General features: G+C 62.8%; 25 protein-coding genes and 3 tRNA genes. 20 read left to right on the forward strand and 8 right to left on the reverse strand.

Annotated elements, in window-relative coordinates; all coding sequences use genetic code 11:
• Positions 1-2: 2 nt before the first annotated feature.
• A complete protein-coding gene (groL, locus tag QQL24_RS09950; protein ID WP_284311819.1) occupies positions 3-1,625 on the reverse strand; it encodes a chaperonin GroEL in 1,623 nt (540 codons plus the stop codon).
• A gap of 47 nt (positions 1,626-1,672) precedes the next feature.
• Positions 1,673-1,987 (reverse strand): co-chaperone GroES, encoded by a 315-nt coding sequence (locus tag QQL24_RS09955; RefSeq protein WP_284311820.1) that lies wholly within the window; start codon positions 1,985-1,987, stop codon positions 1,673-1,675.
• A 365-nt stretch (positions 1,988-2,352) separates the two neighbouring features.
• Here QQL24_RS09955 and QQL24_RS09960 point away from each other — a divergent pair, with 365 nt between their 5' ends.
• The 3 genes from QQL24_RS09960 (at position 2,353) to QQL24_RS09970 (ending at position 3,569) form a co-directional block, all read left to right on the forward strand.
• On the forward strand, positions 2,353-2,556 hold the full coding sequence (locus QQL24_RS09960) for a hypothetical protein (protein WP_284311821.1): 204 nt from the start codon (positions 2,353-2,355) through the stop codon (positions 2,554-2,556).
• A 192-nt stretch (positions 2,557-2,748) separates the two neighbouring features.
• Positions 2,749-3,030, forward strand: coding sequence for a hypothetical protein (locus tag QQL24_RS09965; RefSeq protein ID WP_284311822.1), 282 nt, complete (start codon positions 2,749-2,751; stop codon positions 3,028-3,030).
• Positions 3,027-3,569: a DNA-binding transcriptional response regulator gene (locus QQL24_RS09970; RefSeq protein WP_284311823.1), complete on the forward strand. Its 543-nt coding sequence runs from the start codon at positions 3,027-3,029 to the stop codon at positions 3,567-3,569. Before QQL24_RS09965 ends, QQL24_RS09970 begins: the two co-directional genes overlap by 4 nt.
• Before the next feature lie 45 nt (positions 3,570-3,614).
• Here QQL24_RS09970 and QQL24_RS09975 read toward each other — a convergent pair whose 3' ends face one another.
• Complete coding sequence (locus QQL24_RS09975; RefSeq protein ID WP_284311824.1) at positions 3,615-4,226, reverse strand: TetR/AcrR family transcriptional regulator; 612 nt, start codon at positions 4,224-4,226, stop codon at positions 3,615-3,617.
• Positions 4,227-4,346: 120 nt separating this feature from the next.
• Between QQL24_RS09975 and QQL24_RS09980 the strand changes: the two genes are divergently transcribed.
• The 9 genes from QQL24_RS09980 (at position 4,347) to QQL24_RS10020 (ending at position 15,640) form a co-directional block, all read left to right on the forward strand.
• Positions 4,347-5,954: a carboxyl transferase domain-containing protein gene (locus QQL24_RS09980; protein WP_284311825.1), complete on the forward strand. Its 1,608-nt coding sequence runs from the start codon at positions 4,347-4,349 to the stop codon at positions 5,952-5,954.
• A complete protein-coding gene (locus QQL24_RS09985) occupies positions 5,951-6,724 on the forward strand; it encodes an enoyl-CoA hydratase/isomerase family protein (protein WP_284311826.1) in 774 nt (257 codons plus the stop codon). The genes QQL24_RS09980 and QQL24_RS09985 overlap by 4 nt, the downstream gene beginning before the upstream one ends.
• Positions 6,721-8,739, forward strand: a complete 2,019-nt coding sequence (locus tag QQL24_RS09990; RefSeq protein WP_284311827.1) for an acetyl/propionyl/methylcrotonyl-CoA carboxylase subunit alpha — start codon at positions 6,721-6,723, stop codon at positions 8,737-8,739. Before QQL24_RS09985 ends, QQL24_RS09990 begins: the two co-directional genes overlap by 4 nt.
• Positions 8,736-9,659: a hydroxymethylglutaryl-CoA lyase gene (locus QQL24_RS09995; protein WP_284311828.1), complete on the forward strand. Its 924-nt coding sequence runs from the start codon at positions 8,736-8,738 to the stop codon at positions 9,657-9,659. Before QQL24_RS09990 ends, QQL24_RS09995 begins: the two co-directional genes overlap by 4 nt.
• Positions 9,652-10,815 carry an isovaleryl-CoA dehydrogenase gene (locus QQL24_RS10000; protein ID WP_284311829.1) on the forward strand — a complete coding sequence of 388 codons (1,164 nt, stop codon included), beginning with the start codon at positions 9,652-9,654 and terminating at the stop codon, positions 10,813-10,815. The genes QQL24_RS09995 and QQL24_RS10000 overlap by 8 nt, the downstream gene beginning before the upstream one ends.
• A gap of 9 nt (positions 10,816-10,824) precedes the next feature.
• A complete protein-coding gene (locus QQL24_RS10005; protein ID WP_284311830.1) occupies positions 10,825-12,015 on the forward strand; it encodes a thiolase family protein in 1,191 nt (396 codons plus the stop codon).
• A 4-nt stretch (positions 12,016-12,019) separates the two neighbouring features.
• Complete coding sequence (locus QQL24_RS10010) at positions 12,020-13,285, forward strand: 3-methyl-2-oxobutanoate dehydrogenase (2-methylpropanoyl-transferring) subunit alpha (protein ID WP_284311831.1); 1,266 nt, start codon at positions 12,020-12,022, stop codon at positions 13,283-13,285.
• A complete protein-coding gene (locus QQL24_RS10015; protein ID WP_284311832.1) occupies positions 13,285-14,298 on the forward strand; it encodes an alpha-ketoacid dehydrogenase subunit beta in 1,014 nt (337 codons plus the stop codon). Before QQL24_RS10010 ends, QQL24_RS10015 begins: the two co-directional genes overlap by 1 nt.
• Positions 14,299-14,416: 118 nt before the next feature.
• Complete coding sequence (locus QQL24_RS10020; protein WP_284311833.1) at positions 14,417-15,640, forward strand: dihydrolipoamide acetyltransferase family protein; 1,224 nt, start codon at positions 14,417-14,419, stop codon at positions 15,638-15,640.
• A 1,569-nt stretch (positions 15,641-17,209) separates the two neighbouring features.
• On the opposite strand, the gene QQL24_RS10025 is transcribed toward QQL24_RS10020, so the two are convergent.
• The 4 genes from QQL24_RS10025 to QQL24_RS10040 form a co-directional block, all read right to left on the reverse strand.
• On the reverse strand, positions 17,210-17,914 hold the full coding sequence (locus QQL24_RS10025) for a hypothetical protein (RefSeq protein WP_284311834.1): 705 nt from the start codon (positions 17,912-17,914) through the stop codon (positions 17,210-17,212).
• A 131-nt stretch (positions 17,915-18,045) separates the two neighbouring features.
• Positions 18,046-18,762, reverse strand: a complete 717-nt coding sequence (locus QQL24_RS10030) for an SOS response-associated peptidase (protein WP_284311835.1) — start codon at positions 18,760-18,762, stop codon at positions 18,046-18,048.
• A gap of 160 nt (positions 18,763-18,922) precedes the next feature.
• Positions 18,923-18,997, reverse strand: a tRNA-Glu gene (locus QQL24_RS10035).
• A gap of 114 nt (positions 18,998-19,111) precedes the next feature.
• Positions 19,112-19,552, reverse strand: a complete 441-nt coding sequence (locus QQL24_RS10040; RefSeq protein ID WP_284311894.1) for a VOC family protein — start codon at positions 19,550-19,552, stop codon at positions 19,112-19,114.
• Between the two features lie 217 nt (positions 19,553-19,769).
• Between QQL24_RS10040 and QQL24_RS10045 the strand changes: the two genes are divergently transcribed.
• From QQL24_RS10045 to QQL24_RS10080, 8 genes are all read left to right on the forward strand, one after another.
• Positions 19,770-20,501, forward strand: a complete 732-nt coding sequence (locus tag QQL24_RS10045; protein ID WP_284311895.1) for an SIR2 family NAD-dependent protein deacylase — start codon at positions 19,770-19,772, stop codon at positions 20,499-20,501.
• A 153-nt stretch (positions 20,502-20,654) separates the two neighbouring features.
• Positions 20,655-21,245 (forward strand): cold-shock protein, encoded by a 591-nt coding sequence (locus QQL24_RS10050; RefSeq protein WP_284311836.1) that lies wholly within the window; start codon positions 20,655-20,657, stop codon positions 21,243-21,245.
• Between the two features lie 4 nt (positions 21,246-21,249).
• Entirely contained in the window at positions 21,250-21,726 is a 477-nt protein-coding gene (locus QQL24_RS10055) for a DUF192 domain-containing protein (protein ID WP_284311837.1), read from the forward strand.
• 306 nt (positions 21,727-22,032) lie between these two features.
• A tRNA-Pro gene (locus tag QQL24_RS10060) sits at positions 22,033-22,109 on the forward strand.
• Positions 22,110-22,144: 35 nt separating this feature from the next.
• Complete coding sequence (locus QQL24_RS10065) at positions 22,145-22,450, forward strand: ETC complex I subunit (protein ID WP_284311838.1); 306 nt, start codon at positions 22,145-22,147, stop codon at positions 22,448-22,450.
• Between the two features lie 89 nt (positions 22,451-22,539).
• Positions 22,540-22,616: transfer RNA gene (locus tag QQL24_RS10070), tRNA-Arg, on the forward strand.
• An 80-nt stretch (positions 22,617-22,696) separates the two neighbouring features.
• The gene (locus QQL24_RS10075) at positions 22,697-23,407 is read left to right on the forward strand and encodes a hypothetical protein (RefSeq protein ID WP_284311839.1); all 711 of its coding nucleotides are present in this window, start codon (positions 22,697-22,699) and stop codon (positions 23,405-23,407) included.
• Between the two features lie 43 nt (positions 23,408-23,450).
• A complete protein-coding gene (locus QQL24_RS10080) occupies positions 23,451-25,205 on the forward strand; it encodes an ArnT family glycosyltransferase (RefSeq protein ID WP_284311840.1) in 1,755 nt (584 codons plus the stop codon).
• Positions 25,206-25,291: 86 nt separating this feature from the next.
• Here the strand turns inward: QQL24_RS10080 and QQL24_RS10085 are convergent, their stop codons facing one another.
• A complete protein-coding gene (locus tag QQL24_RS10085; RefSeq protein ID WP_284311841.1) occupies positions 25,292-26,560 on the reverse strand; it encodes a DNA polymerase IV in 1,269 nt (422 codons plus the stop codon).
• Position 26,561 lies beyond the last annotated feature (1 nt).

Raw genomic sequence — 26,561 nt, forward strand, 5'->3', positions numbered from 1 at the left:
CTTCAATATCCCATCCCGCTATTGGACATCGCGCCGGCGTCATCCGATTTCGCCGTCACGATCATCGCCTCGGTAGTGATCATGAGGGCCGCGACTGAACCTGCGTCCTGCAAGGCGGTTCGCACCACCTTGGCGGGATCGATGATGCCCGCTTCGATCATGTCGACATAGAGCTCGGTCTGGGCATCAAAGCCGGCATTGGGATTGTTCGCTTCCAGAAGCTTGCCCACCACAGTCGAGCCTTCGACGCCGGAATTCTCGACAATCTGCCGGATTGGCGCCTCAAGGGCTCGCATGACGATGGCGATGCCGGCCCGAACATCGGGATTGTCCGAGGTGACCTTCGACAAGGCCGCCTTCGCCCGCAGCAAGGCCACGCCGCCGCCGGGGACGATGCCTTCCTGAACCGCGGCGCGGGTAGCATTCAGCGCGTCCTCGATGCGATCCTTCTTCTCCCTGACCTCGACTTCGGTTGCGCCGCCGACACGGATGACCGCTACACCGCCCGAAAGCTTGGCCAGGCGTTCCTGCAGCTTTTCCTTGTCGTAATCGGAACTCGTCTCTTCGATCTGGCCCTTGATCTGCTGGATGCGGGCCTTGATGTCCTTCTTCTTGCCGGCACCGTCGATGATGGTAGTCGACTCCTTGTCGATGCGCACGCGCTTGGCGCGGCCGAGCATGTCGATGGTGACATTCTCCAGCTTGATGCCGAGATCCTCGGAGACCAGCTGGCCCGCCGTCAGCGTGGCGATATCTTCGAGCATGGCCTTGCGGCGATCACCGAAGCCAGGGGCCTTGACGGCCGCGACCTTCAGTCCGCCCCGCAGCTTGTTGACGACCAGCGTCGCCAGCGCCTCGCCTTCGACATCCTCGGAGATGATGACGAGCGGCTTGCCACTTTGTACTACTGCTTCGAGTAGCGGGAGCAGGGCTTGCAGGCCTGCCAGCTTCTTCTCGTGGATCAGGAGGTAGACATCCTCCAGTTCTGCCGACATCTTCTCGGCATTGGTGATGAAATAGGGTGAGAGGTAGCCTCGGTCGAACTGCATGCCCTCGACGACATCGAGTTCGGTCTCGGCGCTCTTGGCCTCCTCCACCGTAACGACGCCTTCATTGCCGACCTTCTTCATCGCCTCCGCGATCATGGCGCCGATCGAGGCGTCGCCATTGGCTGCGATGGTGCCGACCTGGGCGATCTCTTCGGAGGATCGCACCTTCTTGGCCCGTGCCTCGATGTCCTTGACCACGGCAAGCACGGCGATATCGACACCACGCTTGAGGTCCATCGGGTTCATGCCAGCCGCGACGAACTTGGCGCCCTCGCGGAAGATGGAGGCAGCGAGGAGGGTCGCCGTCGTGGTGCCGTCACCTGCCAGGTCATTGGTCTTCGAGGCGACTTCGCGCACCATCTGGGCGCCCATATTCTCGAACTTGTCGACCAGCTCGATTTCCTTGGCGACGGTGACACCATCCTTGGTGATGCGAGGCGCACCGAAGGAGCGGTCGATGATGACGTTGCGCCCCTTGGGGCCGAGCGTCACCTTGACGGCATTGTTCAGAGTTTCGACGCCCCGCAACATCCGGTCACGAGCATCGGTGGAGAATTTGACGTCTTTAGCGGGCATGGTGGAACTCCGTTAATCCTATGAATGGAAGGGTCGGACGCTGTGCATCAGGCCGCTTTGGCGGTAACCTTCACCTCATCGACGATGCCCATGACATCGCTCTCCTTCATGATCAGGAGATCCTGGCCGTCGATCTTGACTTCTGTACCCGACCATTTGCCGAATAGGACGATGTCGCCCGGCTTGAGGCCAATTGGAATGAGCTTGCCGGCCTCGTCGCGACCCCCAGGGCCGACGGCGATCACTTCGCCCTCCTGAGGTTTCTCTTTCGCGGTGTCGGGAATGATGATCCCGCCTTTGGACCTATCTTCGCCTTCGAGCCGCCTGATGGCGACCCTGTCGTGCAAAGGTCGGAATGTCATTGGGGTACCCCTTTCGGGCTGGCGCGCGTCGGCGCGCTGCCCCGTCCTTATACGCCCTTTAGCACTCTAGCGCTACGAGTGCTAAAAGTAATTGATAAAAATATTTTTGAATTACTGAGAAAAATTTTCAGTTCATAGGCCTTTCGATTACCGAATTAAAATAATTCACTCTTGGTGAAAATTATAGCTATTTCACGAAACAAGGAGTAATATGAGAATGTTAGGTTGTAGTGTTTGATATTTGTGAAAAATTGAATCTAAAATCCTCTTTCGAATATTTTTCTCTTCACAGATTTTAAGAATTTAGTTTCTGGCCTGGCATTCCTTGGCAGGCAAATCGCGTTGAACGCGTCGGGGTAAGCCAAATGAAACAGCATAAATTCAAGCTCGGCGAGCATGTCTCACTACGGAGCGAGCATCGCGATATGGCGGATGGTACTGGCTACGAAGTAATCCGCCTCCTGCCCGAGATATCGCCCGAACCGCAATACCGTATCAAGCGCAGCATTGAGATTCATGAGCGAGTTGCTGGCGAGCATCTGCTCCACAGTACCGACCGGGTGAAATGATACAGACCCGGTCTTTCCCCTCCCTTTCGCCTGGCGACGAACCTGCGAACGCGATCGCAAGGTGGAGGAATGAAGGTGGCGCACACAGGTACCTCCCAATCCACTTTGCAGGCAGACGCGTAGCGGCCATCCGTGAAGGCGGAGCCTAAGGCCACTTGCGCAGGAATTATCCGATCACCGGGGAGAGACGGGATGGCCATTCGTACAACTCAGTCGACCGTAACGTTCATGAAGCCGTTCCAAATCGACGGCATGGAGGAGAACCAGCCTCCGGGCGACTATCGGGTCGACATGGATGAGGAACTGCTCGAGGGCCTGTCGTTTCTCGCCTATCGACGCATCGCGGCTCTTATTCATCTGCCGGCGATTTCCAAGCCACAGAACCCGATACAGATCGTGCGCATCGCGCCAGCCGAATTCGATGCTATGCTGCAACTCGATGGGGCTGCGGCAAGAGCAGTCGGGCCGTCTTGATGCTTGAAGCAGGAGGAGGGCTACGCGGCCCTAAGGCTTTTGTCGGCTCTGTTGAGAGTAGCACAGATGCAAGGCCCCCAATTTTGCCTTGCCTTGCGCTGTCTCGGGTCATCGCCGCCACTGCCAACGGCGTTGATGGTCACAACGACGGCCATCTCGACCTCCCAGCGACTTCGGCTTTGGTTCTGCTGGTCGAATGCGATCTCGCATCCCTGCTGATCTGCGCAAACGAACTACTCGACGAAGGATATGAGGTCATCGAGAGCGAGAGTGCCGTCACCGCGATGGCAATGCTCCTGCTTCGCCGCGATTTCGATGTGATGATTGTCGATATCGACGTGGATCATGCGCCAGAAGGACTGGCCCTTGTACGCTATGCAACCCGTCATCTTCCTGCGATGAAGATTCTGATCCACTCTGCCTGGATCGACGTTCAGAACGAGCCAGATGTCATCGTAGCCGGCCTTTTGCCGAAGCCCTATCCCCCCGGTGCTTTGGTTCGCCAGATGCTAGCCCTGCTGACGCCGCCGACTCGATAGACGCCAGTTTGAGCCGCTAATGGCCGGGAGGATTGCGGCCAGATCTCAAGGACGTATCGTCTGCGCGCTCTCACGGATCCCACGCAGCACAAGTTGGTAATGAAGCGCGACCACCTCGTCTTCACTCAAGCGCCCGTCCGGCGCGTACCAGCCGACCACGCCGGTGAGTTGCGCCAGGATGGCATAGGTCGCGACCTTCACGTCGGGCACGGTGAACACGCCATCGGCCGCGCCCTCTGCGAGGATGTCGGCAAGCCGCCGTTCATAGTCCCGGCGCAGGCCGGTGATCACAGCGCGGTTCCGCGGTTCCAGGCTGCGCAGCTCCGAATTGTTGACGAACACCTCCATCTTGCGGGTGAGATGATAGCGCAGATGGAAGTCGACGAAGGCATCGAGCCGGGCGAGGGGGCCTTCCACCCCAGCAAGGGCCTCGTCGAGCGCGGCGGTGAGCGTGCGCATATGCCCGGACAATAGCTCGAACAGCAGGGCCTGCTTGGTGGCAATGTGGTTGTACAGAGAGCCTGGTTGGACGCCGACCATCTCGGCAAGATCGCGCAGGCTCATGCCCTCATAGCCGTGCTCGAAGATCAGCCTGAGGCCGGCGGCGCGGATCGCCTCTGCCGTCTTCGCCCCATCCGAGCCAGCCCTGCGTGCCATGATTACCAGCCGTGCTAATTCACTTGCGGATCGGTCCGCGCCTCATTATAAAAACTAACGTACGTTCTTTTATGATGAAATGCTGGCTGCGGCAAGCAGCCGAAGGGCAAGGCGCACCGCATGCCGATCATAGGGGATACAGTCGATCGGCGTTCAGATGCGTATCGGCGCAATCGCGAAACGCTGCTCTCCCTCAGCTCGGACCTGAAGGAAAAGATCGCCCAGGCCGCCTTGGGCGGCTCGGCTCGGGCGCGCGAACGGCATGTCAAGCGGGGCAAGTTGCTGCCGCGCCAGCGCATTGATCTCCTGCTCGACCCGGGTTCGCCCTTCCTCGAGCTCTCGCAGCTCGCCGCTTTCGGCCTTTACGACGACGAGGTGCCGGCCGCCGGCCTGATCACCGGCCTCGGCCGCGTCAGTGGGCGCGAATGCATGGTGGTGGCCAATGACGCAACGGTGAAGGGCGGCACCTATTTCCCGATGACGGTGAAGAAGCATCTGCGGGCCCAGACCATCGCGGCCGAGAACCATCTGCCCTGCCTCTATCTCGTTGATTCCGGCGGTGCCTTCCTGCCGAAGCAGGACGAGGTGTTTCCCGACCGGGAGCATTTCGGCCGCATCTTCTTCAACCAGGCTCGGCTGTCATCCGCAGGCGTCCCGCAGATCGCCGTGGTTATGGGCAGTTCCACCGCAGGCGGCGCCTATGTGCCCGCCATGGCCGACCAGGTCGTCATGGTGCGGGATCAGGCGACGATCTTCCTGGGTGGCCCGCCTCTGGTGAAGGCCGCCACGGGCGAGACCGTCAGCGCCGAGGAACTCGGCGGCACCGATACCCATACCCGCATCTCCGGTGTTGCCGATTACGCTGCGGAGAACGATGCGCAGGCGCTCGGTCTGGCCCGCGAGATCGTCGCCGGCCTCAACCGCCGCAAGCCCGGTGCTGGCGAGCGGCAGGCGCCGCGTGCCCCCCTCTACGAAGCCGATGAGATCTACGGCATCGTCTCCGCCGATCCGCGCAAGCCTTATGACGCCAGCCAGGTCATTGCCCGCCTGGTCGATGGCTCGGAGTTCGATGAGTTCAAGGCGGCCTACGGCTCGACCCTTGTGACCGGCTTCGCGCACATCTGGGGCTACCCGGTGGCCATCCTCGCCAACAATGGCATCCTCTTTTCGGAATCGGCGCTGAAGGGCGCGCATTTCATCGAGCTTGCCTGCCAGCGCGGCATACCGCTCGTCTTCCTACAGAACATCACCGGCTTCATGGTCGGGCGCGACTACGAGGCCCGTGGCATCGCCAAGGATGGCGCCAAGCTGGTAGCCGCGGTGGCGGCGGCCGACGTTCCGAAATTCACGGTGGTGATCGGCAATTCCTTCGGCGCCGGCAATTACGCCATGTGCGGCCGGGCCTACGATCCGCGCTTCCTGTGGATGTGGCCGAATGCGCGCATCTCGGTGATGGGGGGCGAGCAGGCCGCCAATGTGCTGGCGCAGGTGCGACGCGATGCTTCGCGGAACGATCAGTCCACAATCGATGGGGAAGCGGAAGAGGCCTTCAAGGCGCCGATCCGCGCCCAGTATGAGGAGCAGGGCAGTCCCTATTATTCCACCGCGCGCCTCTGGGACGATGGTATCATCGATCCCGCCGAAACGCGCATGGTGCTGGCGCTCGGCCTGTCGGCAGTGCGTAACGCCCCGGTCAGGGAGACACGCTTCGGCGTGTTCCGCATGTGAGCCTGCATGTGCACAGGGAAGGCACGGTTGCGGTCATTACGCTCGACCGCCCCGAGGTGATGAACGCCTTCGACGATCATCTCATCGCCGAGCTGACGCGGGCCTATAGTGCCGTCGGCCAGGACCCGGCGATCCGCGCCGTCGTGCTGCGTGCCGAGGGGGCGGCCTTCTCGGCGGGGGCCGATCTTGCCTGGATGCGCCGGGTGGCCGACGCGTCGCCGGAGGACAATCTCGCCGACGCCCGGCTGCTCGCCGAATTAATGCGTGTTGTCGATACCTGCCCCAAGCCCACGCTGGTCCGCATCCACGGTGCCGTCTTTGGTGGGGCAGTCGGCCTGATCGCCTGCTCGGATATCGCCATTGCCGTGCCGGAGGCGCGCTTCGCTCTCAGTGAAGTGCGGCTCGGCCTGATCCCCTCTGTCATCAGCCCCTATGTCGTCCGCGCCATCGGCGTGCGCGCGGCCCGGCGCCTGTTCGTCACGGCCGAACGTTTCTCGGCCGAGGAAGCGCTGCGGCTGGGGCTGATCCACGAAATCGTCTCGGTCAAGGAACTGGACGAGGCCATCGAACGCGCCCTGTCGGCCATCCTGTCCGGCGGGCCGCGGGCGGTGCTTGCGGCGAAGAAACTCGCCGGCGACATGGATGGCCCGATCACGGCCGAGAGGATCGAGGAAAGTGCGCGTCGGATCGCCACTATCCGCTCATCGCCCGAGGCCCGCGAGGGACTGGCCGCCTTCTTTGCCAAGCGCAAGCCGGGATGGATGCCGTGAGCGATGGTGCGCGGACAAGGATTCGCACCTTGCTGATCGCCAATCGCAGCGAGATCGCGGTGCGCATCATCCGCACGGCCCGCGTCATGGGCATTCGGAGTGTCGCGGTGTTCTCGGACGCCGACGCCGGCAGTCTTGCCGTGAAGCTTGCGGATGAGGCGGTTTGCATCGGGCCGCCGCCGGCCCGCGAGAGCTATCTCGCCATCGAGAAGATCATGGCGGCGGCCAAGGCCAGTGGTGCCGATGCTGTGCATCCCGGCTATGGCTTCTTGGCCGAGAATGCCGATTTCGCCGCCACCTGCGTCGAAGCAGGCCTCATCTTCGTTGGCCCCACCGCCGCCACCATCCGCGCCATGGGCGACAAGGCACAGGCGCGGGTGCGCATGGCGGCGGCGGGCGTGCCCGTGCTTCAGGGTTATGATGGCGAGGATCGGTCGCCCGGGGCACTGGCAAAGGCCGCTGAAACCATCGGCTTTCCGTTGCTGATCAAGCCTTCAGCCGGAGGCGGCGGCAAGGGCATGCGTGTGGTGGAAACGGCCGGGGATCTTCCTGCAGCCCTGCACGCAGCGCAGCGCGAGGCGGTGGCCGCCTTTGGCGACGGCCGGGTCATCCTGGAGCTTTATCTGCAGAAGGCCCGGCATGTAGAGGTGCAGGTGTTCGCCGACAGTTTCGGCAACGTCGTGCATCTCTTCGACCGCGATTGCTCGGTGCAGCGCCGCCACCAGAAGGTGATCGAGGAGGCGCCGGCGCCGGACCTGCCGCAGACGCTGCGCCGGGATCTCCATAGGGCCGCCATCACCTGCGCGCGCTCGGTCGACTACCGCGGCGCCGGCACGGTGGAATTCCTGGTGGCGGATGACCGCTTCTTCTTCATGGAGATGAACACCAGGCTGCAGGTCGAGCATCCGGTCACGGAGGCGATCACCGGTCTCGACCTCGTTGAATGGCAGCTGCGTGTCGCCGCCGGCGAAAGGCTGCCGCTGCCTCAGGCTGCGATCACCTGCCAGGGCCATGCGATGGAGGCGCGGCTGTGTGCCGAGGATCCCGACAGTGGCTTCCTGCCGAGCACGGGCCGCATCGAGCATCTCGCCTTGCCTGCGGGCAGACCCGGCATACGTGTCGATACCGGGTTCCAGGCTGGCGACTGCATTTCGGTCCATTACGATTCCCTGCTCGCCAAGATCATTGCCCGTGGCGCCGATCGGGGAGACGCCATGGCTCGCCTTGCGGCGGCGCTCAGAGCCACGGAAGTTGTCGGCCCCGCCACCAACCGCGCCTTCCTCGCCCGCATCATCGACCATCCGGCCTTTGCGGGAATTGATGATCTCGACACCCGGTTTATCGAACGCCATGACGCGGATCTGCTGGCACCCGCGCCTCCACCTGAAGCCTCCGTGATCGCTGCGGCCGCCTTCCTCGCATTACGGGGAATGGAGCGCGTCTCCGGTCAGGCGGCCGATCCGGCCGACCCGTTTTCGCCCTGGGACCGGACCCATGGCTGGCGGCTCGGTGGCGCGGCAAGTCGGCGGCTCGAGCTCGCGATCGCGGGCGACACGGCTGCCGTAGACGTCACCTGGGCACGGGAAGGGTACGAGCTTGCCTTCGCAGGACACCGCCTCTCCGTGTCGGGGCGTTCCGAGCCGGGCGGTGCCGCGAGGCTTCGGATCGATGACCGGCTCGTCAATCTGCGCTTCTTTGCGCAGGGCGCCGATATCCATCTTTTCGCCGGGGGAATGGTCTATCGTTTCACGGTCCTTGCTCCTGGGCGCTCGCAAGGGGGCAAGGAGACTGCCGGCGGCCGGATCGTCTCTCCCATGCCCGGCCTCGTCCTCGCGGTCTCGGCGACGGCGGGCGACGCGGTCGAGAAGGGGCAGGCGCTGGTGGTGATCGAGGCCATGAAGATGGAGCACACTGTCGCGGCGCCACGCGCGGGCAGGGTGCGCTCGGTCGATGTCGGCGTCGGCGAGCAGGTTGTGGCCGGCGCGGAACTCGTGGTGCTGGAGGCGGACGCATGAGCCGGGCGAGATCGATCCATGTCGTCGAAGTCGGGCCGCGCGACGGGTTGCAGAACGAGGCGAGGGTCCTGCCGGTCGCCGCCCGCATTGGCCTGATCAAGGCGCTGGCCGGAGCGGGGCTCAGAACGATCGAAGCGGGCAGCTTCGTCTCGCCCAGGCATGTGCCGCAAATGGCCGATACGGCCGGCGTGCTAGCCGGCTTGTCGCTGCCGCCGAAGATCCGCCTGCCGGTTCTGGTACCCAATGGCCGCGGTTTCGGTGACGCCCTCACCGCTGGCGCGCGCAGCATCGCCGTGTTCGCCGCGGCCTCGGAATCCTTCAGCCGTCACAATATCGGGCGCGGCATCGACCAGAGCCTGGCGGACTATCGGCCCATCGTGGCCGAGGCGCGCGCCAAGGGGTTGCGGGTGCGCGGCTATGTCAGCTGCGTGCTCGGCTGCCCCTATGAGGGCAAGGTGCCGCTGACGAGGGTCGTCGATGTGGCCACGCGGCTCGCGGACATGGGCTGCGAAGAAGTCTCCCTCGGCGACACTATCGGTGTCGGCACGCCCGATGACGCCCGCGCCATGGTTTCGGCAGTGGCTGGCGAGATCGGCATCGCTTCTGTCGCCCTGCATTTCCACGACACCTACGGCCAGGCGCTCGCCAATGTGCTCGCCTGCCTCGACCTCGGCGTGACGACGGTGGATTCGGCCGTCGCCGGCCTTGGCGGTTGCCCCTATGCGCCGGGGGCCAGCGGGAACCTGGCGACCGAGGATCTGGTTTACATGCTGGCGGGTCTCGGGGTCGAAACCGGCGTCGATCTAAGGCGACTCACTGCGGCAGGCACGGCCGTCTGCGCGGTCCTCGGCACCAAGCCACGATCGCGAGCCGCGCAGGCCCTGGCGGCGCAAATGACGGTGGAGAACACCCATGTATGATGGCGGTCTGAGCTTCGGTCTGGACGCCGAAATCGAGGCCCTGCGCGACAGCGTCCGACGCTTCGCCGCCGCAAAGATCGCCCCGCGCGCCACCGCTATCGACCGCGAAAACAGCTTTCCACGCGATCTGTGGCCGGCGCTTGGCGATCTCGGCCTGCTCGGCATCACCGCCGAACCCGATTATGGCGGCGCCGGCATGGGCTATCTCGCCCATTGCGTGGCGATGGAGGAGATCAGCCGGGCCTCGGGCGCGGTCGGCCTGTCCTATGGCGCCCATTCCAATCTCGCCGTCAATCAGCTCACGCGTCATGCCACACCTAAGCAGAAGCAGCGCTATTTGCCCAAGCTGATCTCCGGCGAGCATGTCGGGGCCCTGGCGATGTCCGAAGCGGGGTCCGGTTCCGACGTGGTGTCGATGGCCCTGCGGGCGGAGGCGAGGAGTGATGGATTCGTGCTCAACGGCACCAAGATGTGGATCACCAACGGGCCGGATGCAGACGTGCTGGTCGTCTATGCCAAGACGGATCCCTCTGCCGGCCAGCGCGGCATCACCGCCTTCATCGTCGAGCGTGGCTTTACCGGCTACCGCCCTTCGCCCAAGCTCGACAAGCTTGGCATGCGCGGCTCCAACACCTGTGAACTGGTGTTCGAGGATTGCCATGTGCCGGCCGAAAACGTGCTCGGCAAGCTCAATGCGGGTGTCGGCGTGCTGATGTCCGGCCTCGATTTCGAACGCGTGGTGCTGGCCGGCGGGCCGCTCGGCCTGATGGCGGCGGCGCTCGATCTCGTGGTGCCTTATGTGCATGAGCGCCGCCAGTTCGGCGAACCTATCGGTGCGTTCCAGCTCATGCAGGGCAAGCTCGCGGACATGTACACCGCCTCGAATGCCGCCCGCGCCTATGTCTATGCCGTGGCGGCGGCTTGCGATCGCGGCCAGACCACCCGCAAGGACGCGGCGGGCTGCGTGCTCCACGCCGCCGAAGCCGCCACGCAGGTCGCCCTTCAGGCGATCCAGGCCCTGGGCGGCAATGGCTACATCAATGATTTCCCGGCCGGACGGCTGCTTCGCGACGCCAAGCTCTACGAGATCGGCGCCGGCACGTCGGAGATCCGGCGCATGCTGATCGGGCGGGAGCTTTATCGCGAGACCCAGTGAGGAGACGATATGGCGGATGATCCCATCGTGATCGCGTCTTATGCGCGGACGCCCATCGGCAGCTTCCAGGGCACTCTGTCGAGCCTGAAGGCGACGGAGCTGGGTGCCCGCGCCGTGCATGAGGCGGTCAAGCGGGCCGAGGTGGAGGGGGATGCCATTGACCAGATCTTCATAGGCTGTGTGCTCGCCGCGGGCCTCGGCCAGGCGCCCGCTCGCCAGGCCGCCATCGGCGCAGGCCTGCCCGATAGCGTCGCCGCGACCACGGTCAACAAGGTCTGTGGCTCAGGCCTGCAGGCGGCGATCCTCGCCAGCGGCCTGCTCGCTACCGGTGCCGCCGATATCGTGGTCGCCGGCGGCATGGAGAGCATGTCGAACGCGCCCTATCTGCTCGCCAAGCATCGCAGCGGCGCGCGTATCGGTCATGACCGCATCGTTGACAGCCTCTATCTCGACGGTCTGGAGGATGCCTATGACGAAGGGCGCCTGATGGGCACCTTCGCGGAGGAGACCGCAAGCGCACATCAGATCACGCGTGCCGCTCAGGACGCCTTCGCCCTCGAAAGTCTTGCGCGGGCAAGGCAGGCGCAGGACAATGGCGCCTTCGAGCGCGAGATCGTGCCCGTCCTGGTCAAGGGCCGGAACGGCGACAGCGTCGTGCAGTATGACGAGCAGCCGAAGCGCGCCGATCCCAGCCGCATTCCACAACTGAAACCGGCTTTCGGCTCCAACGGCACCATCACCGCCGCCAACGCTTCCTCTATCTCCGACGGCGCCGCCGCCTTGGTGCTGACCCGCGCCTCCGTGGCGCGGGAGCGGCATCTGCCGCAGCTTGCGCGCATCGCCGCCCATGCCGTGCATGCGCAGGCGCCGGCCGACTTCACCACTGCGCCCGCCCCGGCGATCCGCAAAGCGCTGGTCAAGGCTGGCTGGGATCCCGAAGAGGTCGACCTCTATGAGATCAACGAGGCCTTTGCCGTGGTGGCCCTGCTCGCCATGCAGGATCTCGCCATTCCGCGCGAGAAGCTCAACGTCAATGGCGGTGCCTGCGCGCTCGGCCATCCCATCGGCGCCTCCGGGGCGCGGGTGATGGCGACGCTTCTGGCCGCGATGGAAGAGCGCGGGGCGCAGCGTGGTGTCGCTTCGCTGTGCATCGGCGGTGGCGAGGCCGTCGCCATGGCCGTCGAGCGTTTGGGAGGATAACGGAATGAAGCACGAAGTGCCGCCCCTCAGCCTGCATGTGCCGGAGGCGCATTTCCGTCCCGGCGATACGCCCGACTTCGGCTATCTCAACCTGCCGGCGGCGGGTCAGGCCCAGCGTCCCTCTATGGACGCCAAGGCCTCCGAGACGCGCGACCTCGCCTTCGGCCTGGTGCGCGTGCTCGACGACGAGGGCAGGGCCGTCGGCCCCTGGGACCCCAAGCTCGATGCCGAGACACTGCGCAAGGCCCTGCGCGCCATGATGCTGACGCGCGCCTTCGACGAGCAGATGTTCAAGGTCCAGCGCCAGGGCAAGACCTCCTTCTATCTCAAATGCACGGGCGAGGAGGCCGTCGCCATCGGCCAGGTCTTCGCGCTCGAGCCCGGCGACATGTGCTTTCCGAGCTACCGTCAGCAGGGCCTCCTGATCGGGCGCGGCTGGCCGATCTTCGACATGATGTGCCAGATCTATTCCAACTCGCTCGATCGGCTGAAGGGCCGCCAGTTGCCCGTGCTCTATTCGGCGAAGGGGGCCGGCTTCTTCTCGCTCTCCGGCAACCTAGCGACACAGGTGCCTCAGGCCGTCGGCTGGGCCATGGCTTCGGCCTACAAGCATGACCGCCATATCGCCGCCACCTGGGTGGGCGAGGGCGCCTCTGCCGAGGGCGATTTCCATCACGGCCTGACCTTCGCCGCCGTCTATCACGCCCCGGTGCTCCTCAACCTCGTCAACAATCAGTGGGCGATCTCCTCCAGCCAGGGTGTTGCCGGCGGCGAGGAGGCGACCTTCGCCTCGCGCGCCATCGGCTTCGGCATCCCCGGCATCCGCGTCGACGGCAATGATCTCCTCGCGGTCTATGCGGTGACGCGGTGGGCGGCCGAGCGGGCGCGCTCCAACCATGGGCCAACCTTGATAGAGCTGTTCACCTACCGCGTCGCCCCGCATTCGACGAGCGACGATCCCTCTCGCTACCGGCCGGGTAACGAAGAGCAGTTCTGGCCGCTGGGCGACCCAATCTTGCGGCTCAAGCAGCATCTCATCGGCCTCGGCGAATGGAGCGAGGAGCGCCATGCAGAGCAGGCCACGGCGCTGCAGGAAGAGGTGCGCGCTGCCAATGCGCAGGCGCAGAGCCATGGCATCCTCAGCGACGGGCCGCATCACGAGGCCGGCACCATGTTCGAGGATGTGTTCAAGGAGATGCCCTGGCATTTGCGCGAGCAGCGCGCGGAGCTGGAGCGCTTCAATGCCGGGTCCGAAGAGGAGGGCGCGTGATGGCGACCATGAACATGGTTCAGGCGCTCAACTCCGCCATGGATGTGATGCTGCAGCGTGACCCCGATGTGCTGCTCTTCGGTGAGGATGTCGGCTTCTTCGGCGGCGTCTTCCGCTGTACCGAGGGCCTGCAGCAGCGCTATGGCGACCAGCGCGTCTTCGATGCGCCCATCGCCGAGGGCGGCCTGATCGCGGTGGCGATCGGCATGGGCGCCTATGGGCTCCGGCCGATCATCGAGTGCCAATTCGCCGACTACATCTATCCCGCCTTCGACCAGATCGTCTCCGAGGCGGCGCGGCTGCGCCATCGCTCCGGCGGCGAGTTCAATTCGCCCATCACCATCCGCTCGCCCTATGGCGGCGGCATCTTCGGCGGACAGACCCACAGCCAGAGCCCGGAAGGCCTGTTCACCCATGTCTGCGGCGTGAAGACGGTGATCCCCTCCAATCCCTATGACGCCAAGGGCCTCTTGATCAGCGCGGTGGAGGACGACGATCCCGTGCTGTTCTTCGAGCCGAAGCGCCTCTATTCCGGCCCCTTCGACGGCCATCACGACCGGCCCATGCGCCCCTGGACCGACCAGCCGGGGTCGGATGTGCCGATCGAGCATTACACCGTGCCGCTCGGCAAGGCGGCGGTCGTGCGGCCGGGCGAGGACCTCACCGTGCTCGCCTATGGCACCATGGTGCATGTCGCGCTGACCGCGGCCGAGGAAATGGACATCGACGCCGAGATCGTCGACCTGCGCACGCTGCTGCCCGTCGATATCGAGACCATCGAGGCGTCGGTGAAGAAGACGGGCCGCTGCCTGATCGTGCATGAGGCGACGCGCACCGGCGGCTATGGCGCCGAGCTTTCGGCCCTGGTGCAGGAGCGCTGCTTCCATCACCTCGAGGCGCCGATCCAGCGCGTCACCGGCTGGGACACGCCCTATCCGCACACCTTCGAGTGGCATTATTTCCCCGGCCCGCGGCGCGTGGGTGAAGGAATGAAACGCGTGATGGTGGGCTAAACTGGGAGCGCGGACATCACAGCGACATGCTTGCATGTCGCGACGTCCGCTCTTGGAAACGTAACGCCTGACGAAAAGAATGAAGCGGACGCGACGTCCGCGCACCCGGGAGAACCCCATGAGCAACTTCGTGTTCAAGCTGCCGGATGTGGGCGAGGGCATCGCCCAAGCCGAGATCGTTGCCTGGCACGCCGAAATCGGCCAGGACATCAAGGAAGACGATCCGCTGATCGATGTGATGACCGACAAGGCGACGGTGGAGATTTCCTCGCCCGTCTCCGGCCGCATCCTCTCCCGCCAGGGCGAGGTCGGCGCCATGGCAGCGATCGGCTCGGAGATCGTGGTGATCGCGACCGTGGCCAAGCCGGAAAAGGCGGCGTCCAACGGCAAGGCGGCTGCGCCCAAGCCGGCGCCAAAGCCCGCTGCTCCGCCAGTGGAACCCACTGCGCCGCTTCCCAAAGCAGCAGAGACCCACTCCGGCAAGGTGTTGGCCGCGCCGGCGGTGCGGGCGCGGATGGCGGCCCTGAAGCTCGATCCCGCCACCCTGCGGGGCAGCGGCCCGGACGGGCGCATCGAGCACGCCGATCTCGACCAGGCCCTGACGCAGTTCGGCCGGCCGGCAGTTTCCTCGGCCAAGCCCGACGAGGTGATCGAGGAAGTGAAAATCGTCGGCCTGCGCCGCCAGATCGCCGAGCGCATGCTCGAATCCAAGCGCAGCATCCCGCATTTCTCCTATGTCGAGGAAATCGATGTCACCGCCCTCGAAACACTGCGCGCCGATCTCAACGGCTCGGAAGACGGGCCCAGGCTGACGCTGCTGCCCTTCCTCATCCGGGCGATGATCCGTGCCATCGCCCAGCATCCCGGCGTCAACGCCCATTATGACGACGAAGCGGGGATCATCCGTCGCCATGGCGCCGTGCATATCGGCGTGGCCACGCAGACGCCGCGCGGCCTGGTGGTGCCGGTCATCCGCCACGCCGAGACTCTCTCGCTGCGGGAACTGGCCTCCGAGATCGTCAGGCTCAGCGAGCTTGCCCGCAACGGCAAGGCGAGCCGTGAGCTGCTGACCGGCTCGACCATCACCGTCTCCAGCCTCGGTCCGCTCGGCGGCATCATGGCGACCCCGATCATCAATCCGCCCGAGGTCGCCATTGTCGGCGTCAACAAGATCGTCGAACGGCCTGTGGTGCGCGGCGGACAGATCGCCATCGCCAAGCTGATGAACCTGTCATCGTCCTTCGATCACCGCGTGGTCGACGGTTTCGATGCTGCGGCCTTCATAAAAAGCGTGAAGGCGGAGCTGGAAGCACCGGGCCGGCTGATTCAGGCGATACCTTAGGGATCGTAAAAAATAAGTGCTTCAAGCGCGACGCTTGCGCGCCTCTCCTGCTCTCTGAACACCGGCTTGCCGGTTCACTGATTTTTTAACGATCCCCGAGCGTCACACTCTCTCGCCTGCACCGCCTTCCCACCACAACGCGCAAACGCCCTCGTTCCCACGCCCTTTCCGGCTGGGTTGATGAGGAGACCGGGCGATGGCGGCTGCAGGGCAGCCGTGAAGGCATGATCATGGAAGATGCAGGCCGCACTGTCGGTGCGAGCCGCCATCGCCCTGTTCCGGTTGCCCGGCACGCTGACAAGGCGCGCAAGGCCACCTGTTTTTTCCGCCTTATGCAGGCGGAGGCGAGCCAAGAGCGGATGGCACGGACCATCCGAACCTGAGCCAGCCGGCTCGGTCAAGGGGCTCAGCGCTGCAGTCCTGGCCGGACAGTGGCATGAGCCGTCTTCACCGCATCGGCGGGAGATGGGACGAAAGGCGTTGCCGGGCTCAAGCCCTTCACGCTCCGTCCAGGGATTGCGTGGTATTTCCATCGCGTGGCACTTCCATGGGGTGCCGATCCCGTCTGTCCCGCTCGTCACCCCTGGAAGCCGGCTTCGAGAGAAGCAGGACCGCCGTGCGCCTATCGCGTGGACAGGCTGTCGGGGTGGATGGAGGCGTTCGGAGCCGGGTTGATCATACACCGACCGCTGACGCCTCATTCCGTTAGGGAATAAAGCATGGCAACGAACGGAAGTCAAGAGCCGTTCGCTTTTTATTCTTGCGCCGCTGGAGGAGGATACCAGACAGGGTATTGTCGATTGATCCGGTCGCTGACGATCGGTTTGGCGGGCAACCAAGGACAGTCCAAGCCGTCAGTGCTTCGTTCCAACGTTCAGACATAAGCGGCTGTCGAGATGTCCGTTTACATTTCTCAATCGTACCAGAGCGTACAAAGCCGAACGGGCATCTCTCAGCGTCGAAGCTGCCTCTCTCACGCCTTTTCATTCGGTGGCCTGAGGCTGAGGAGATTCGCAGGCTCCACACAGAGGGGAAAACTCCCACGGAGACCGCGAAGCAACTCGGGATGGGACGCGGGAGCATCTATCGGGCTATTGAAAGGGCGAGCGCCTCGTTCAGCGCTATCGGCTTAGAACCAGCGGCCCCTGCCATAAAATCCTCCGCCACCCAGAAGGATGATGAGCAGGACAATTACGAGAATGGTGGTCATCGGGTAAACTCCTTGGTCCCCGCGTGACCGGCGTAGAGGCTGCCTTGCGGGGCTCTAGAGGCCAACATGACCCGGACCCAAATAGTTCCGCAGGCAGATCATGAAACGGCATTCTCCCACCTTCGCCGGAATGCTCTTAGAGACCTAGCTAGGAGTCACTGGCGGGCTTTCTGCTGTCCGGCATCAGTGAGTGCGTCCAGAGGAGGAGGCAGCCTGCGGACAGGTACAGGTCTCTGGCCTTTCCTCTGTTGGCGACGTATCGGGCGGCTGAGAGGTCTGCGAGGGAGAGGCACCGCGCTAGATCAAGCGGCCGGAAGGGATGACAATGGCGGCCAAGAGGGCGACGGCGCTAACAAAGTTCATTCAGGTATATCCTCCGCAAATTCCTGTGGTCGCGGCCTGCGTTTGAATTGCACAATAAGAATAGTTATGAAATACGTGAGTATAAAGTACGTAAAGGAGATGATTATTGTTTTCTTAAGGGCTAAACATAGCAAGTCGTCATATACAGACGGAGCAATGCTTTTATACAAGAGTATATTTTGTGCGGAAGCCCACACCAAAAATATAGCCACAACAGCAAGAGTTATCAATGCCTTGCGTACATCAAATCCGCCCACAATTATAACATTGGCAAAAGAGATAAGAATTAGCCATATCAACCAAAACAAGCTCACAAAATCGCACACTCTAAGGTATGTATCGATCTCATTTTTTGATAATAAAAGATTTCCATCAACAAGATTCTGCAACATGAATTCTCTTGATAAATGATTCCATGGCCAAGCCCACTCCGGCAGTGGGATTTGCATGAATGTTTGTCGAAAAGCGTCAATTTCTGTAAATAGCAAGCAAAATACAATACTTAAAGTGATTGAAGCTATGCCACCAAAGACCATTATATAGCCGCGAAGCACCATCAAATAGCCGAATTTATAGGTATATTCGTTTGCGTAAATTCGATTTGTTTTCACCGAAAAGGGAAATGTTTTTCTATAGGTCTCAAGTGAAACATTTTGCGGATCGGTGGTTGCGATATTGAATATCTGGTAAAAATTTCCCATTCTTGTGGGCCTTTAATATGATGTGGCAGTGTATTAAGCGCTCTATCATTTTGGCTGCCAAGTATTACTACCACGCCGACATTATCATATACAACTTTGCCCGACGGTAGCTGAATATAGGCAAAGGCCGACTAGCGCAACTGATCGTCCTCTATCGGGTCCGTAACGTCCGGCTGGTTGTAACTCGCTGTGCTCACCTTCGAGGAGATCGGCCACATGGCCATAAGCTCGGACGGGAAGGGGACCATGAGATCCGCCGGGTCCGGCTCGATATTGGCCATCCAGCGCTCATAGTTGTCCGGGGCGATGATCACCGGCATACGGTCGTGGATGGTGGCGATGAGGCTGTTCGGCTCGCAGGTCACGATGGCGAAACTGCGGGTAATGATGCCCGTGGCTGGGTCCGTCCAGCTCTCCCAGATGCCACCCAGGGCGAACTTCGAGCCGTCCGCCATGGCGATGGCATAGGGCTGCTTGGGTCCCTTGATGGGCTTGCCGTTCTCCCCGAGCGTCTTCCGCCACTCGAAGAAATTGTCCACCGGCACAAGGCAGCGGCGGCTCTTGTAGGCACCCCGGAAGGCCGGCTTGTCCTGAATGCCCTCGCACCTCGCGTTGAACATGAGGGGCATCGTGGTGGGGTCTTTGGCCCAATTCGGAATGAGGCCCCAGCGCATCAGGCAGTGTTCATTGCGGCCCGAACCGGGAATGCGGCGGACGATCCACAGCCATTGCGTGGGCGAGCCGTTGTAGTGGGCCTTCCAGGCGCGGGCCACCTCCTCCTCGGTAGAGCCCATCTCCGAGAAGATGCCCGGAAGTTCCGGACCTGTCTGCTTCAGGCGTCCGCACATTGCGTGAGCGTCCTGGCTGGGTGGCGGTGGAAGAAGTATGATGTGGGTAGGTGATGCCGGGAATCAAAGTCAGAAACCGCAAGGCGATTTCAACGCGGTACCCACGCCATAAAGCGCCGCATTCAGCGGAAGACACATCTAGCTTGGGTTCAAATAAATCTGGCGCGCCCTAGGGGAATCGAACCCCTCTCTCCACCGTGAAAGGGTGGCGTCCTGACCGATAGACGAAGGGCGCGGCGGGGCGGACATATAGATTGGGGAATCGAAGGCGGCAAGAGGAATATGCCGCCTTTTGACAATTATGTGGAAACCGGCGGTTGCAGGCTTTTTGGGCCTGGAACCTGGCAAATTACCATACGCCGGTGTTGCCCATCGAGGCCCAGGGCTCGGCCGGGGCCAGGGCATCGCCCTTCTGCAGGATCTCGATCGAGATGAGATCGGGCGAGCGCACGAAGGCCATGTTGCCATCGCGCGGGGGGCGGTTGATTGTGACGCCGGCCTTCTGCAATCTGGCGCAGAAGTCGTAGATATTGTCGACCTCATAGGCGAGATGGCCGAAATTGCGGGCCGAGCCATAGTCCTCGGTGTCCCAATTGTAGGTCAGCTCGAGGGCAGGGGCTTTGCCGGCCTTGAAGGCATCGAGATCCTCGGACGCCACCAGGAAGACGAGGGTGTAGCGGCCCTTCTCGTTCTCATGGCGGCGGGCCTCGACCAGGCCGAACAGATCGACATAGAATTTAAGGGAAGCATCGAGGTCGCGGACGCGGACCATGGTGTGCAGATATTTCATCGTTTCCTCATCGCGTTTCTGGGGCAAGAGAGTTTCCAAAGCGTTTTGCGATTTGACGGAATCGGCAAGAATCGCAAAGACGCGTCGAAACAAGGAGTTAGAGCAAAGCGCGTTTATGCTTAAACGCGCTTTGCTCCGGAGATACTAAGGCCTAATGCCTGAGATCGTTGACGACAAGAAGACTGTGCCTGCCGAGGACCTCGCTCGCTTCGATGTGATGCTGCGATCGGCCGGCCGTATCGTGGCCTTCACGGGGGCGGGCCTCTCAACGGAAGCCGGCATTCCCGATTTCCGCTCGCCCGGCGGGCGCTGGAGCCGGATGAAGCCGATCCTGTTCCAGGATTTCCTCGATAGCGACGAAGCACGGCGCGAGACCTGGCGGCGGCGCTTCGACATGGATGGCGAGATGCGTCGCGCTCGCCCCACGCGCGGGCACAGGGCCATCGCTTCCTGGATCAAGGCCGGCAAGAGCCCTGCGGTGATCACCCAGAACATCGACAATCTGCACCAGGCCTCCGGCATTCCCGACGATGCGGTGATCGAGGTGCATGGCAACACGACCTATGCCGCCTGTCTCGATTGCGCGAGGCGCTATGAGATCGAGGATCTGCGAGGCTCGTTCGCAGCGACGGGCGAGGCGCCTCGTTGTGATGGCTGCGGCGGCTTTGTGAAGACCGCCACCATTTCCTTTGGTCAACCGATGCCGGAAATCGCAATGCAAAGGGCGACGCAACTCGCCAAAACGAGCGATCTATTCGTGGTGGTCGGTTCCTCCCTGGTGGTCTACCCGGCCGCCGATTTGCCGCGACTGGCACGCAAGCAGGGGGCCAATGTTGTCATCATCAACAGGGAGCCGACGCCCGGCGACCGTTATGCGCACCTCCTGCTGAGGGGCGAGATCGGCGACATATTAGGGAATTTTGTGCTCGAGAGTGGCGCGAAGCCATGAAAATCGGGCGAATTCGAGGAAGTATCGCTGTTGCACGAAGTTGATGCACAAAATTGTTAATTCGGGCTTTCCGTGACGCCTAGCAGTGTTATCGTAGCAACGTCAAGAATCGTGCGGCAGCCCAATCCGTGGGCGATGTGTTGGATGGCGTAGATGGGTACGAACGATTTTGAATCCAGGTTCGGGCCAGGTCGGGAAACCGGGGATCATCTGGATGAGAGACCGGTTGGCCTGATCGAGATTGCCGGCGCCATCAAATGGTTCGACGTCGCCAAGGGCTATGGGTTCATCGTGCCCGACAATGGCGGCCAGGACATCCTTCTGCATGTCAGCGTACTCAGGCGCGACGGTTTCCAGGCCGCCTATGAAGGCGCACGCGTGGTGGTCGAGGCAACCCAGCGCGCCAAGGGCCTGCAGGTCTTCCGCATCCTGTCGATGGATGAATCCACCGCCGTGCACCCCGCCCAGATGCCGCCGGCGCGCACCCATGTGCAGGTGACGCCCTCCGGCGGCTTCGAGCCCACCACGGTGAAATGGTTCAACCGCCTGCGCGGATTCGGTTTCGTCTCACGCGGCGACGGCACGCCCGACATCTTCGTCCATATGGAGACGTTGCGGCGCTTCGGCATCATGGATCTCAAGCCGGGGCAGACGCTCATGGTGCGCTTCGGCAATGGACCCAAGGGCCTGATGGCGGCGGAACTGAAGCTCGCCGACGGCCCGTCCGGCCCTCAATCGCATTAAGAAGATGCCGAAATACTCCATCTTTCCAACGATTTATATCGCCTTTTTCGTGTTTTTTGTTAGCTTTTTTGTCCTTCCATGTGCTTTTGCCGAAGACGGGGTCTTCGAGCCCCTTTCCATCACCACAGCCAGCGGCAAGCATGATTTCCAGGTCGAGGTCATGCGAACGGACGACGAGCAGCAGCGCGGCATGATGTTCCGCCACAGCCTCGACGACGACAAAGGCATGCTGTTTCCCTTCCCGAACGAGCGCATCGCCACCTTCTGGATGGAAAACACCTATGTCCCGCTCGACATGATTTTCATCAAGAGCGACGGCAGCATTCAGCGCGTCGAAAAGCGCGCCGAACCGCTGTCGACGAACACCATCTCCTCGGGTGCGCCCGTGCTGGCGGTGCTGGAAGTGATCGGCGGCCTCTCCGACAAGTTGGGCATCCAGCCCGGGGACAAAGTCAGCTATCCTATCTTCAAGGAACAGTAGGGCGAGGGGCCCGCGAGTTCGGGGACCGAGGAGGGCGTCATTCCGGGCGACCGAAGGAAGACCCGGAATCCATGAACATTGTCCCTCGGAGGTTGTGTTCATGGATTCCGGCGTTCCCACTCCCAAGCGAAGCTTGGGAGGACACGCTACAGCCGGAATGACGCCTCCGCCTTCGCCCTTCCCGATTTCCAACCTTGGCAAATAGCATGCCTATATTCCAAGTGTTGAACAGCTTTGGTAAAAGCGTCTCACAGGCTCTTGCGGTTCGCGCCGCGTGCCCTTACTAAGCACATCACTCATTCTGAACGGGGTATGGCGCAGCCTGGTAGCGCGACAGTTTTGGGTACTGTAGGTCGTAGGTTCGAATCCTGCTGCCCCGACCAGACATGAGGACAGACGAGAAAGCGGACGGCCAACGATGACAGCGAAGATCTACAAGCCGGCGCGCACGGCCATGCAGTCGGGTTCCGCCAAGACCAAGAACTGGCTTCTGGAGTTCGAGCCGGAAGAGCCGCACTCGGTCGAGCCTCTGATGGGCTGGACCTCCTCTGGCGACATGAAGCAGCAGATCAAGCTGCACTTCGCCACCAAGGAGGAAGCGATCGCCTACGCCGAGCGCAACGGCATCGCCTTCCAGGTCTTCGAGCCACATGACCCAACGACCAAGATCCTTTCCTATTCGGATAATTTCAAGGTTTCGCGCGTCGGTCAGTGGACCCATTGAGATCTTGGGGCCCATTGAGATCCTGGGACCCATTGAGACCCCGCGCTGGCTGAACGCAAGTACAGGCTGGCTCTTGCCGCCGGCCTCGGGGCCCCATAGCTCAGCTGGATAGAGCGAGCGCCTTCTAAGCGCTAGGTCGCAGGTTCGAGCCCTGCTGGGGTCGCCATTTGCGGGCGTAAGGACATCATGAACGATAATCAGGTTGTTTTTTTCTTTCCGCACATTCTCAAATGTGCCGGGATCAGTGTGCGCAATTTTCTCATCGACGCCTTGCCGCCCGAACAGGCGGCTCTGATCTACAGCGAGAAGGAACGCGATCCCTGGCTGAAGCCGCTTGAACGTGTGCCGCAGAGCCAACGCGAAGCAATGCGCATCCTTTACGGACACCGGCTGCCGCGCAGCGCCATTGAAGGTTTCCAGGGCCACCCGATCTGGGAGGTCGGTCTCCTGCGCGATCCGACTTCCTGGTGCGTTTCAATGTACAACTTCCTGCAGACTGCGGCCGAGCGGCATCGCGTGAAAGGCTGGTCGTTCGAGAAGTGGTACGGTACCATCAAGCGCAACCGTATCAGTCGCTTCTACCTCAAGAATTACTACCGCCTCTCCTCGACGAAGCTGCGTTTCATGTCGGAGCGCAATCGCTTCGATTTCATGTCCGAGCATTTCGACAAGTTTTGGTTCGTGGGAGACTACCGCAATTGCGACAATGTCGTCGCGCGGATTGCGGAGGAACTCGGCGTATCTTTCGAGAAGCTGCCGCACATCCATGCCGCGCCGGAGAACAGCGTGCGAGTTCAGGATCTGAGCGATGCCTTGCGCGCGCGCATTCGCGAGGAAAACGCCCTTGATCAGGCGCTCTACGATGCCTGGGCCAAGCGCCTGTGGGACGGGAAGCCCAATCTCGATGCCGGCAGCGACCTTCCCTCGCGCTGGACCTGGGCCAATATTGCGAGCTGACCGGCGCGACCGCACGTCTGAACGCTCGAAGGGGAGATGGTGAATGGCGGATACACTCAATCCCCCGCTCATGCAGAAAAGCACGCTTGGCCAGGTTTTCGACCGCGTGGCCGCGTCCAATCTCCTGACCCTTGCAGCACTGCTGTTCACTGCCTTTCTCGCTCTCGCGCCCGGCTTCACCACGCTGCCGCCGATGGACCGTGACGAGCCGCGCTTCGCCCAGGCCTCCAAGCAGATGCTGGAGAGCGGCGACTATGTCTCCATCCGTTTCCAGGACGAGGCGCGGCTGAAGAAGCCGGTGGGTATCTACTGGCTGCAGGCCGCAGCGGTCAGCCTGGGTGAAAAGCTGGGCGTGCCCGAGGCGCGCACCACGATCTGGCTCTACCGCATCCCCTCGCTAACCGCCGCCATCGGCGCCATCCTGCTGACCTGGTGGACCGCACTGCCGCTCGTCGGCCGGCAGCCGGCGCTGCTGTCGGGCATGATGATGGCGGGTTGCGTGCTGCTCGGCGTGGAAGCGCGGCTCGGCAAGACGGATGCGACGCAGCTTTTCACCGTGATGTTGATGGTGAGCGTGCTGGCACGTTTCTTCATGGCCTCGCGCAACCGCCTGGTGGCGCCGAGCGGCTTGGTCCTGCCGGCGATCTTCTGGATCGGCATGGCCGCTTCGATCCTGATCAAGGGACCGATCGGCTTCCTCCTGGTCGCGCTCACCTGCCCCACGCTCGTCGCTCTCTGCCGGCGCGCGGATGCACCCGCTGCCGGTCCAGGAGGTGGGTGGTTCGCCACGCGCGACTGGCAGTGGCTGAAGAGCCTGCACTGGCTTTACGGCCTGATCTTCACGCTGGTGCTGGTCTCGCCCTGGTTCATCGCCATCATGATCCAGACGGGCGGCGCCTTCCTGCAGCAATCGGTTGGCGAGGACATGCTGAACAAGGTGGCGGGCGCACAGGAGTCGCATGGCGGCTGGCCCGGCACCTATCTCGCTGTCTTATGGGGCACGTTCTGGCCGTTTGCGCCTTTGGCGGCGCTGGCCGCACCCTGGGTCTGGCGCCACCGCCGCGAGCCCGCGGTGATGTTCCTGCTGGCCTGGCTGGTGCCGTTCTGGTTGGTGTTCGAGTTCTTCCCGACCAAGCTGCCGCACTACGTGCTGCCAGTCTATCCGGCGATATCGATCCTGATCTCGGCAGCGCTGTTCACGGATGGCCTGCCTCGGGCGCTCTGGGAGCGTATCGTGGCCGGGCTCATCCCCTTGCTTGCCACCGTCCTGGCCGCGGTGGCCATCGGTGCCGTCTGGTTCTACCAGCGAGAGATTGCCTGGCTTGCCCTGCTTCTCGGGCTCCTCGCCATTGCCGCCTCCATCGTCTGCTGGAAGCAACTTGGGCAAGGACGGCAGGTCGAGGCCGTGCTGAGCTGCCTTGCCACCGGCCTGCTGCTTTATTGGGGCGTCTATGCCGGCGCCATCCCCAAGCTCCAGGCCATCGCCATCAGCCCGCGCCTGGTCGCGGCGGCCGCGACCCCGCAATGCCCGCATGTCCACGCCGCCAGCGTCGGCTTCCGCGAGCCGAGCCTGGTGTTCCTCGCCGGCACGGACCTGCAGCTGCCGGACGCTGCGGGCGCCGCTGACTTCCTGGGACAAGGGACCTGCCGCGCGGCCTTCGTCGATGCCAAGTTCGAACCGGCCTTCCTGGCGCGCCTGGCGACCGATGGCACCAAGGCAGCGCTGGTGACCAGGGTCGACGGCATCAACATCAATGGCGGCAGGAAGCTCGATATAGGGGTGTATCGGGCGCAGTAGTTCCGGGTGCACGGGCATCCTGCCCGTTCCTGGAACCGCGGCGCTTACAGGAAAGGATGAACGGGCAGGATACCCGTGCACCCGGTTTACCCCTCGTCCTTCTCCGGCCGAAACGCGATACCCTTCTGCACCGCAGCCTTGCCGAACTTCGCGCGCACCGCGTCGATGGCATCCTCGGCCGCCACCAGGCGCTTGGCGAGCGGGTCCGCGAGGTCGCCATGGTCGGCATCGGCCATATCGACCAGGCCGGTGACGCCGATGCCGATCAGGCGGTATTGCGTGCCGTCCGTCTCCTTCGCCAGCAGCTTCTTGCCGGTCTCGAAGATGCGGGTGGCAAGGCGCGTCGGCTCGTGCAGGCCCTGGGCCCGGGTGCGGAGCTTGAAATCGGCCGATTTCAGCTTGAGCGTCACCGTGGAGCCGGCGATCGAGGCGTTCTTCAGGCGTGAGGAGACTTTTTCGGAGAGACGCCAGAGGATGGGCAGGAGATTCTCGCCGGTCGCGAGATCGTGCTCGAAAGTGGTCTCCGCCGAGACGGATTTGCGGTCGCCCTCCGGATCGACTTTGCGGGTGTCGCGGCCGAAGGCAAGGCGGGCCAGCCGCTGGCCCTCGACGCCGTAGCGCCTGATCAGCGGGATCTCGCCGGCCTTCTGGAGGTCGGCGATGGTGCGCAGACCGTCCCGCTCGTAACGCGCTGCGCCCGCCTTGCCAACGCCCCAGATGAAGGAGATCGGGCGCTGAGCCAGGAAGGCGGGTGCTTCCTCCGGCGAGAGCACGGCAAAGCCGCGTGGCTTTTCGAGATCCGAGGCGGTCTTGGCCAGGAACTTGTTGCCGGACAGGCCAATGGAAACGGTGATGCCGAGTTCCTTCTCCACGCGGTTGGCAAAGAGCAGCAGCGTGCGGGCGGGGCTGGCGTGATGCAGGCGTTCGGTGCCGGTGAGGTCGAGAAAAGCCTCGTCGATCGAGAGCGGTTCGACCAGCGGCGTCAGCGCCAGCATCCTCTCGCGCACCTGCCGTCCCACCTGGACATATTTTTCCATGTTGGGCCGGATGACGACGGCTTCGGGACAGAGCTTCAAGGCCTGGAACATCGGCATGGCCGAGCGCACGCCATAGGTGCGGGCGATATAGCAGCAGGTGGAGACCACGCCGCGCTTGGCTCCGCCCACGATCACCGGCTGGTCGGCGAGAGAGGGATCGTCGCGCTTTTCGATCGTTGCGTAGAAGGCATCGCAATCGACATGGGCGATCGACAGCTTTTCCAGTGCCGGATGCCCGATGATGCGGGGCGAGCGGCAGGTGGGACAGCGCTCTCTTTCGCCGACATCGCTGAGGCAATCGCGGCAGATCGCGCCCATG

The sequence above is a fragment of the Labrys miyagiensis genome (genome assembly GCF_030160835.1).
In the GTDB taxonomy this organism is placed as follows: Bacteria; Pseudomonadota; Alphaproteobacteria; order Rhizobiales; family Labraceae; genus Labrys; species Labrys miyagiensis.

What these genes read in the sequence shown, in the direction of transcription:
- groL (WP_284311819.1), bottom strand. Translation starts at nt 1,625, where the DNA reads ATGCCCGCTAAAGACGTCAAATTCTCCACCGATGCTCGTGACCGGATG.
- QQL24_RS09955 (WP_284311820.1), bottom strand. Translation starts at nt 1,987, where the DNA reads ATGACATTCCGACCTTTGCACGACAGGGTCGCCATCAGGCGGCTCGAA.
- QQL24_RS09960 (WP_284311821.1), top strand. Translation starts at nt 2,353, where the DNA reads ATGAAACAGCATAAATTCAAGCTCGGCGAGCATGTCTCACTACGGAGC.
- QQL24_RS09965 (WP_284311822.1), top strand. Translation starts at nt 2,749, where the DNA reads ATGGCCATTCGTACAACTCAGTCGACCGTAACGTTCATGAAGCCGTTC.
- QQL24_RS09975 (WP_284311824.1), bottom strand. Translation starts at nt 4,226, where the DNA reads ATGGCACGCAGGGCTGGCTCGGATGGGGCGAAGACGGCAGAGGCGATC.
- QQL24_RS09980 (WP_284311825.1), top strand. Translation starts at nt 4,347, where the DNA reads ATGCCGATCATAGGGGATACAGTCGATCGGCGTTCAGATGCGTATCGG.
- QQL24_RS09995 (WP_284311828.1), top strand. Translation starts at nt 8,736, where the DNA reads ATGAGCCGGGCGAGATCGATCCATGTCGTCGAAGTCGGGCCGCGCGAC.
- QQL24_RS10000 (WP_284311829.1), top strand. Translation starts at nt 9,652, where the DNA reads ATGTATGATGGCGGTCTGAGCTTCGGTCTGGACGCCGAAATCGAGGCC.
- QQL24_RS10005 (WP_284311830.1), top strand. Translation starts at nt 10,825, where the DNA reads ATGGCGGATGATCCCATCGTGATCGCGTCTTATGCGCGGACGCCCATC.
- QQL24_RS10010 (WP_284311831.1), top strand. Translation starts at nt 12,020, where the DNA reads ATGAAGCACGAAGTGCCGCCCCTCAGCCTGCATGTGCCGGAGGCGCAT.
- QQL24_RS10015 (WP_284311832.1), top strand. Translation starts at nt 13,285, where the DNA reads ATGGCGACCATGAACATGGTTCAGGCGCTCAACTCCGCCATGGATGTG.
- QQL24_RS10020 (WP_284311833.1), top strand. Translation starts at nt 14,417, where the DNA reads ATGAGCAACTTCGTGTTCAAGCTGCCGGATGTGGGCGAGGGCATCGCC.
- QQL24_RS10025 (WP_284311834.1), bottom strand. Translation starts at nt 17,914, where the DNA reads ATGGGAAATTTTTACCAGATATTCAATATCGCAACCACCGATCCGCAA.
- QQL24_RS10030 (WP_284311835.1), bottom strand. Translation starts at nt 18,762, where the DNA reads ATGTGCGGACGCCTGAAGCAGACAGGTCCGGAACTTCCGGGCATCTTC.
- QQL24_RS10040 (WP_284311894.1), bottom strand. Translation starts at nt 19,552, where the DNA reads ATGAAATATCTGCACACCATGGTCCGCGTCCGCGACCTCGATGCTTCC.
- QQL24_RS10045 (WP_284311895.1), top strand. Translation starts at nt 19,770, where the DNA reads ATGCTGCGATCGGCCGGCCGTATCGTGGCCTTCACGGGGGCGGGCCTC.
- QQL24_RS10050 (WP_284311836.1), top strand. Translation starts at nt 20,655, where the DNA reads ATGGGTACGAACGATTTTGAATCCAGGTTCGGGCCAGGTCGGGAAACC.
- QQL24_RS10055 (WP_284311837.1), top strand. Translation starts at nt 21,250, where the DNA reads ATGCCGAAATACTCCATCTTTCCAACGATTTATATCGCCTTTTTCGTG.
- QQL24_RS10065 (WP_284311838.1), top strand. Translation starts at nt 22,145, where the DNA reads ATGACAGCGAAGATCTACAAGCCGGCGCGCACGGCCATGCAGTCGGGT.
- QQL24_RS10080 (WP_284311840.1), top strand. Translation starts at nt 23,451, where the DNA reads ATGGCGGATACACTCAATCCCCCGCTCATGCAGAAAAGCACGCTTGGC.
- QQL24_RS10085 (WP_284311841.1), bottom strand. Translation starts at nt 26,560, where the DNA reads ATGGGCGCGATCTGCCGCGATTGCCTCAGCGATGTCGGCGAAAGAGAG.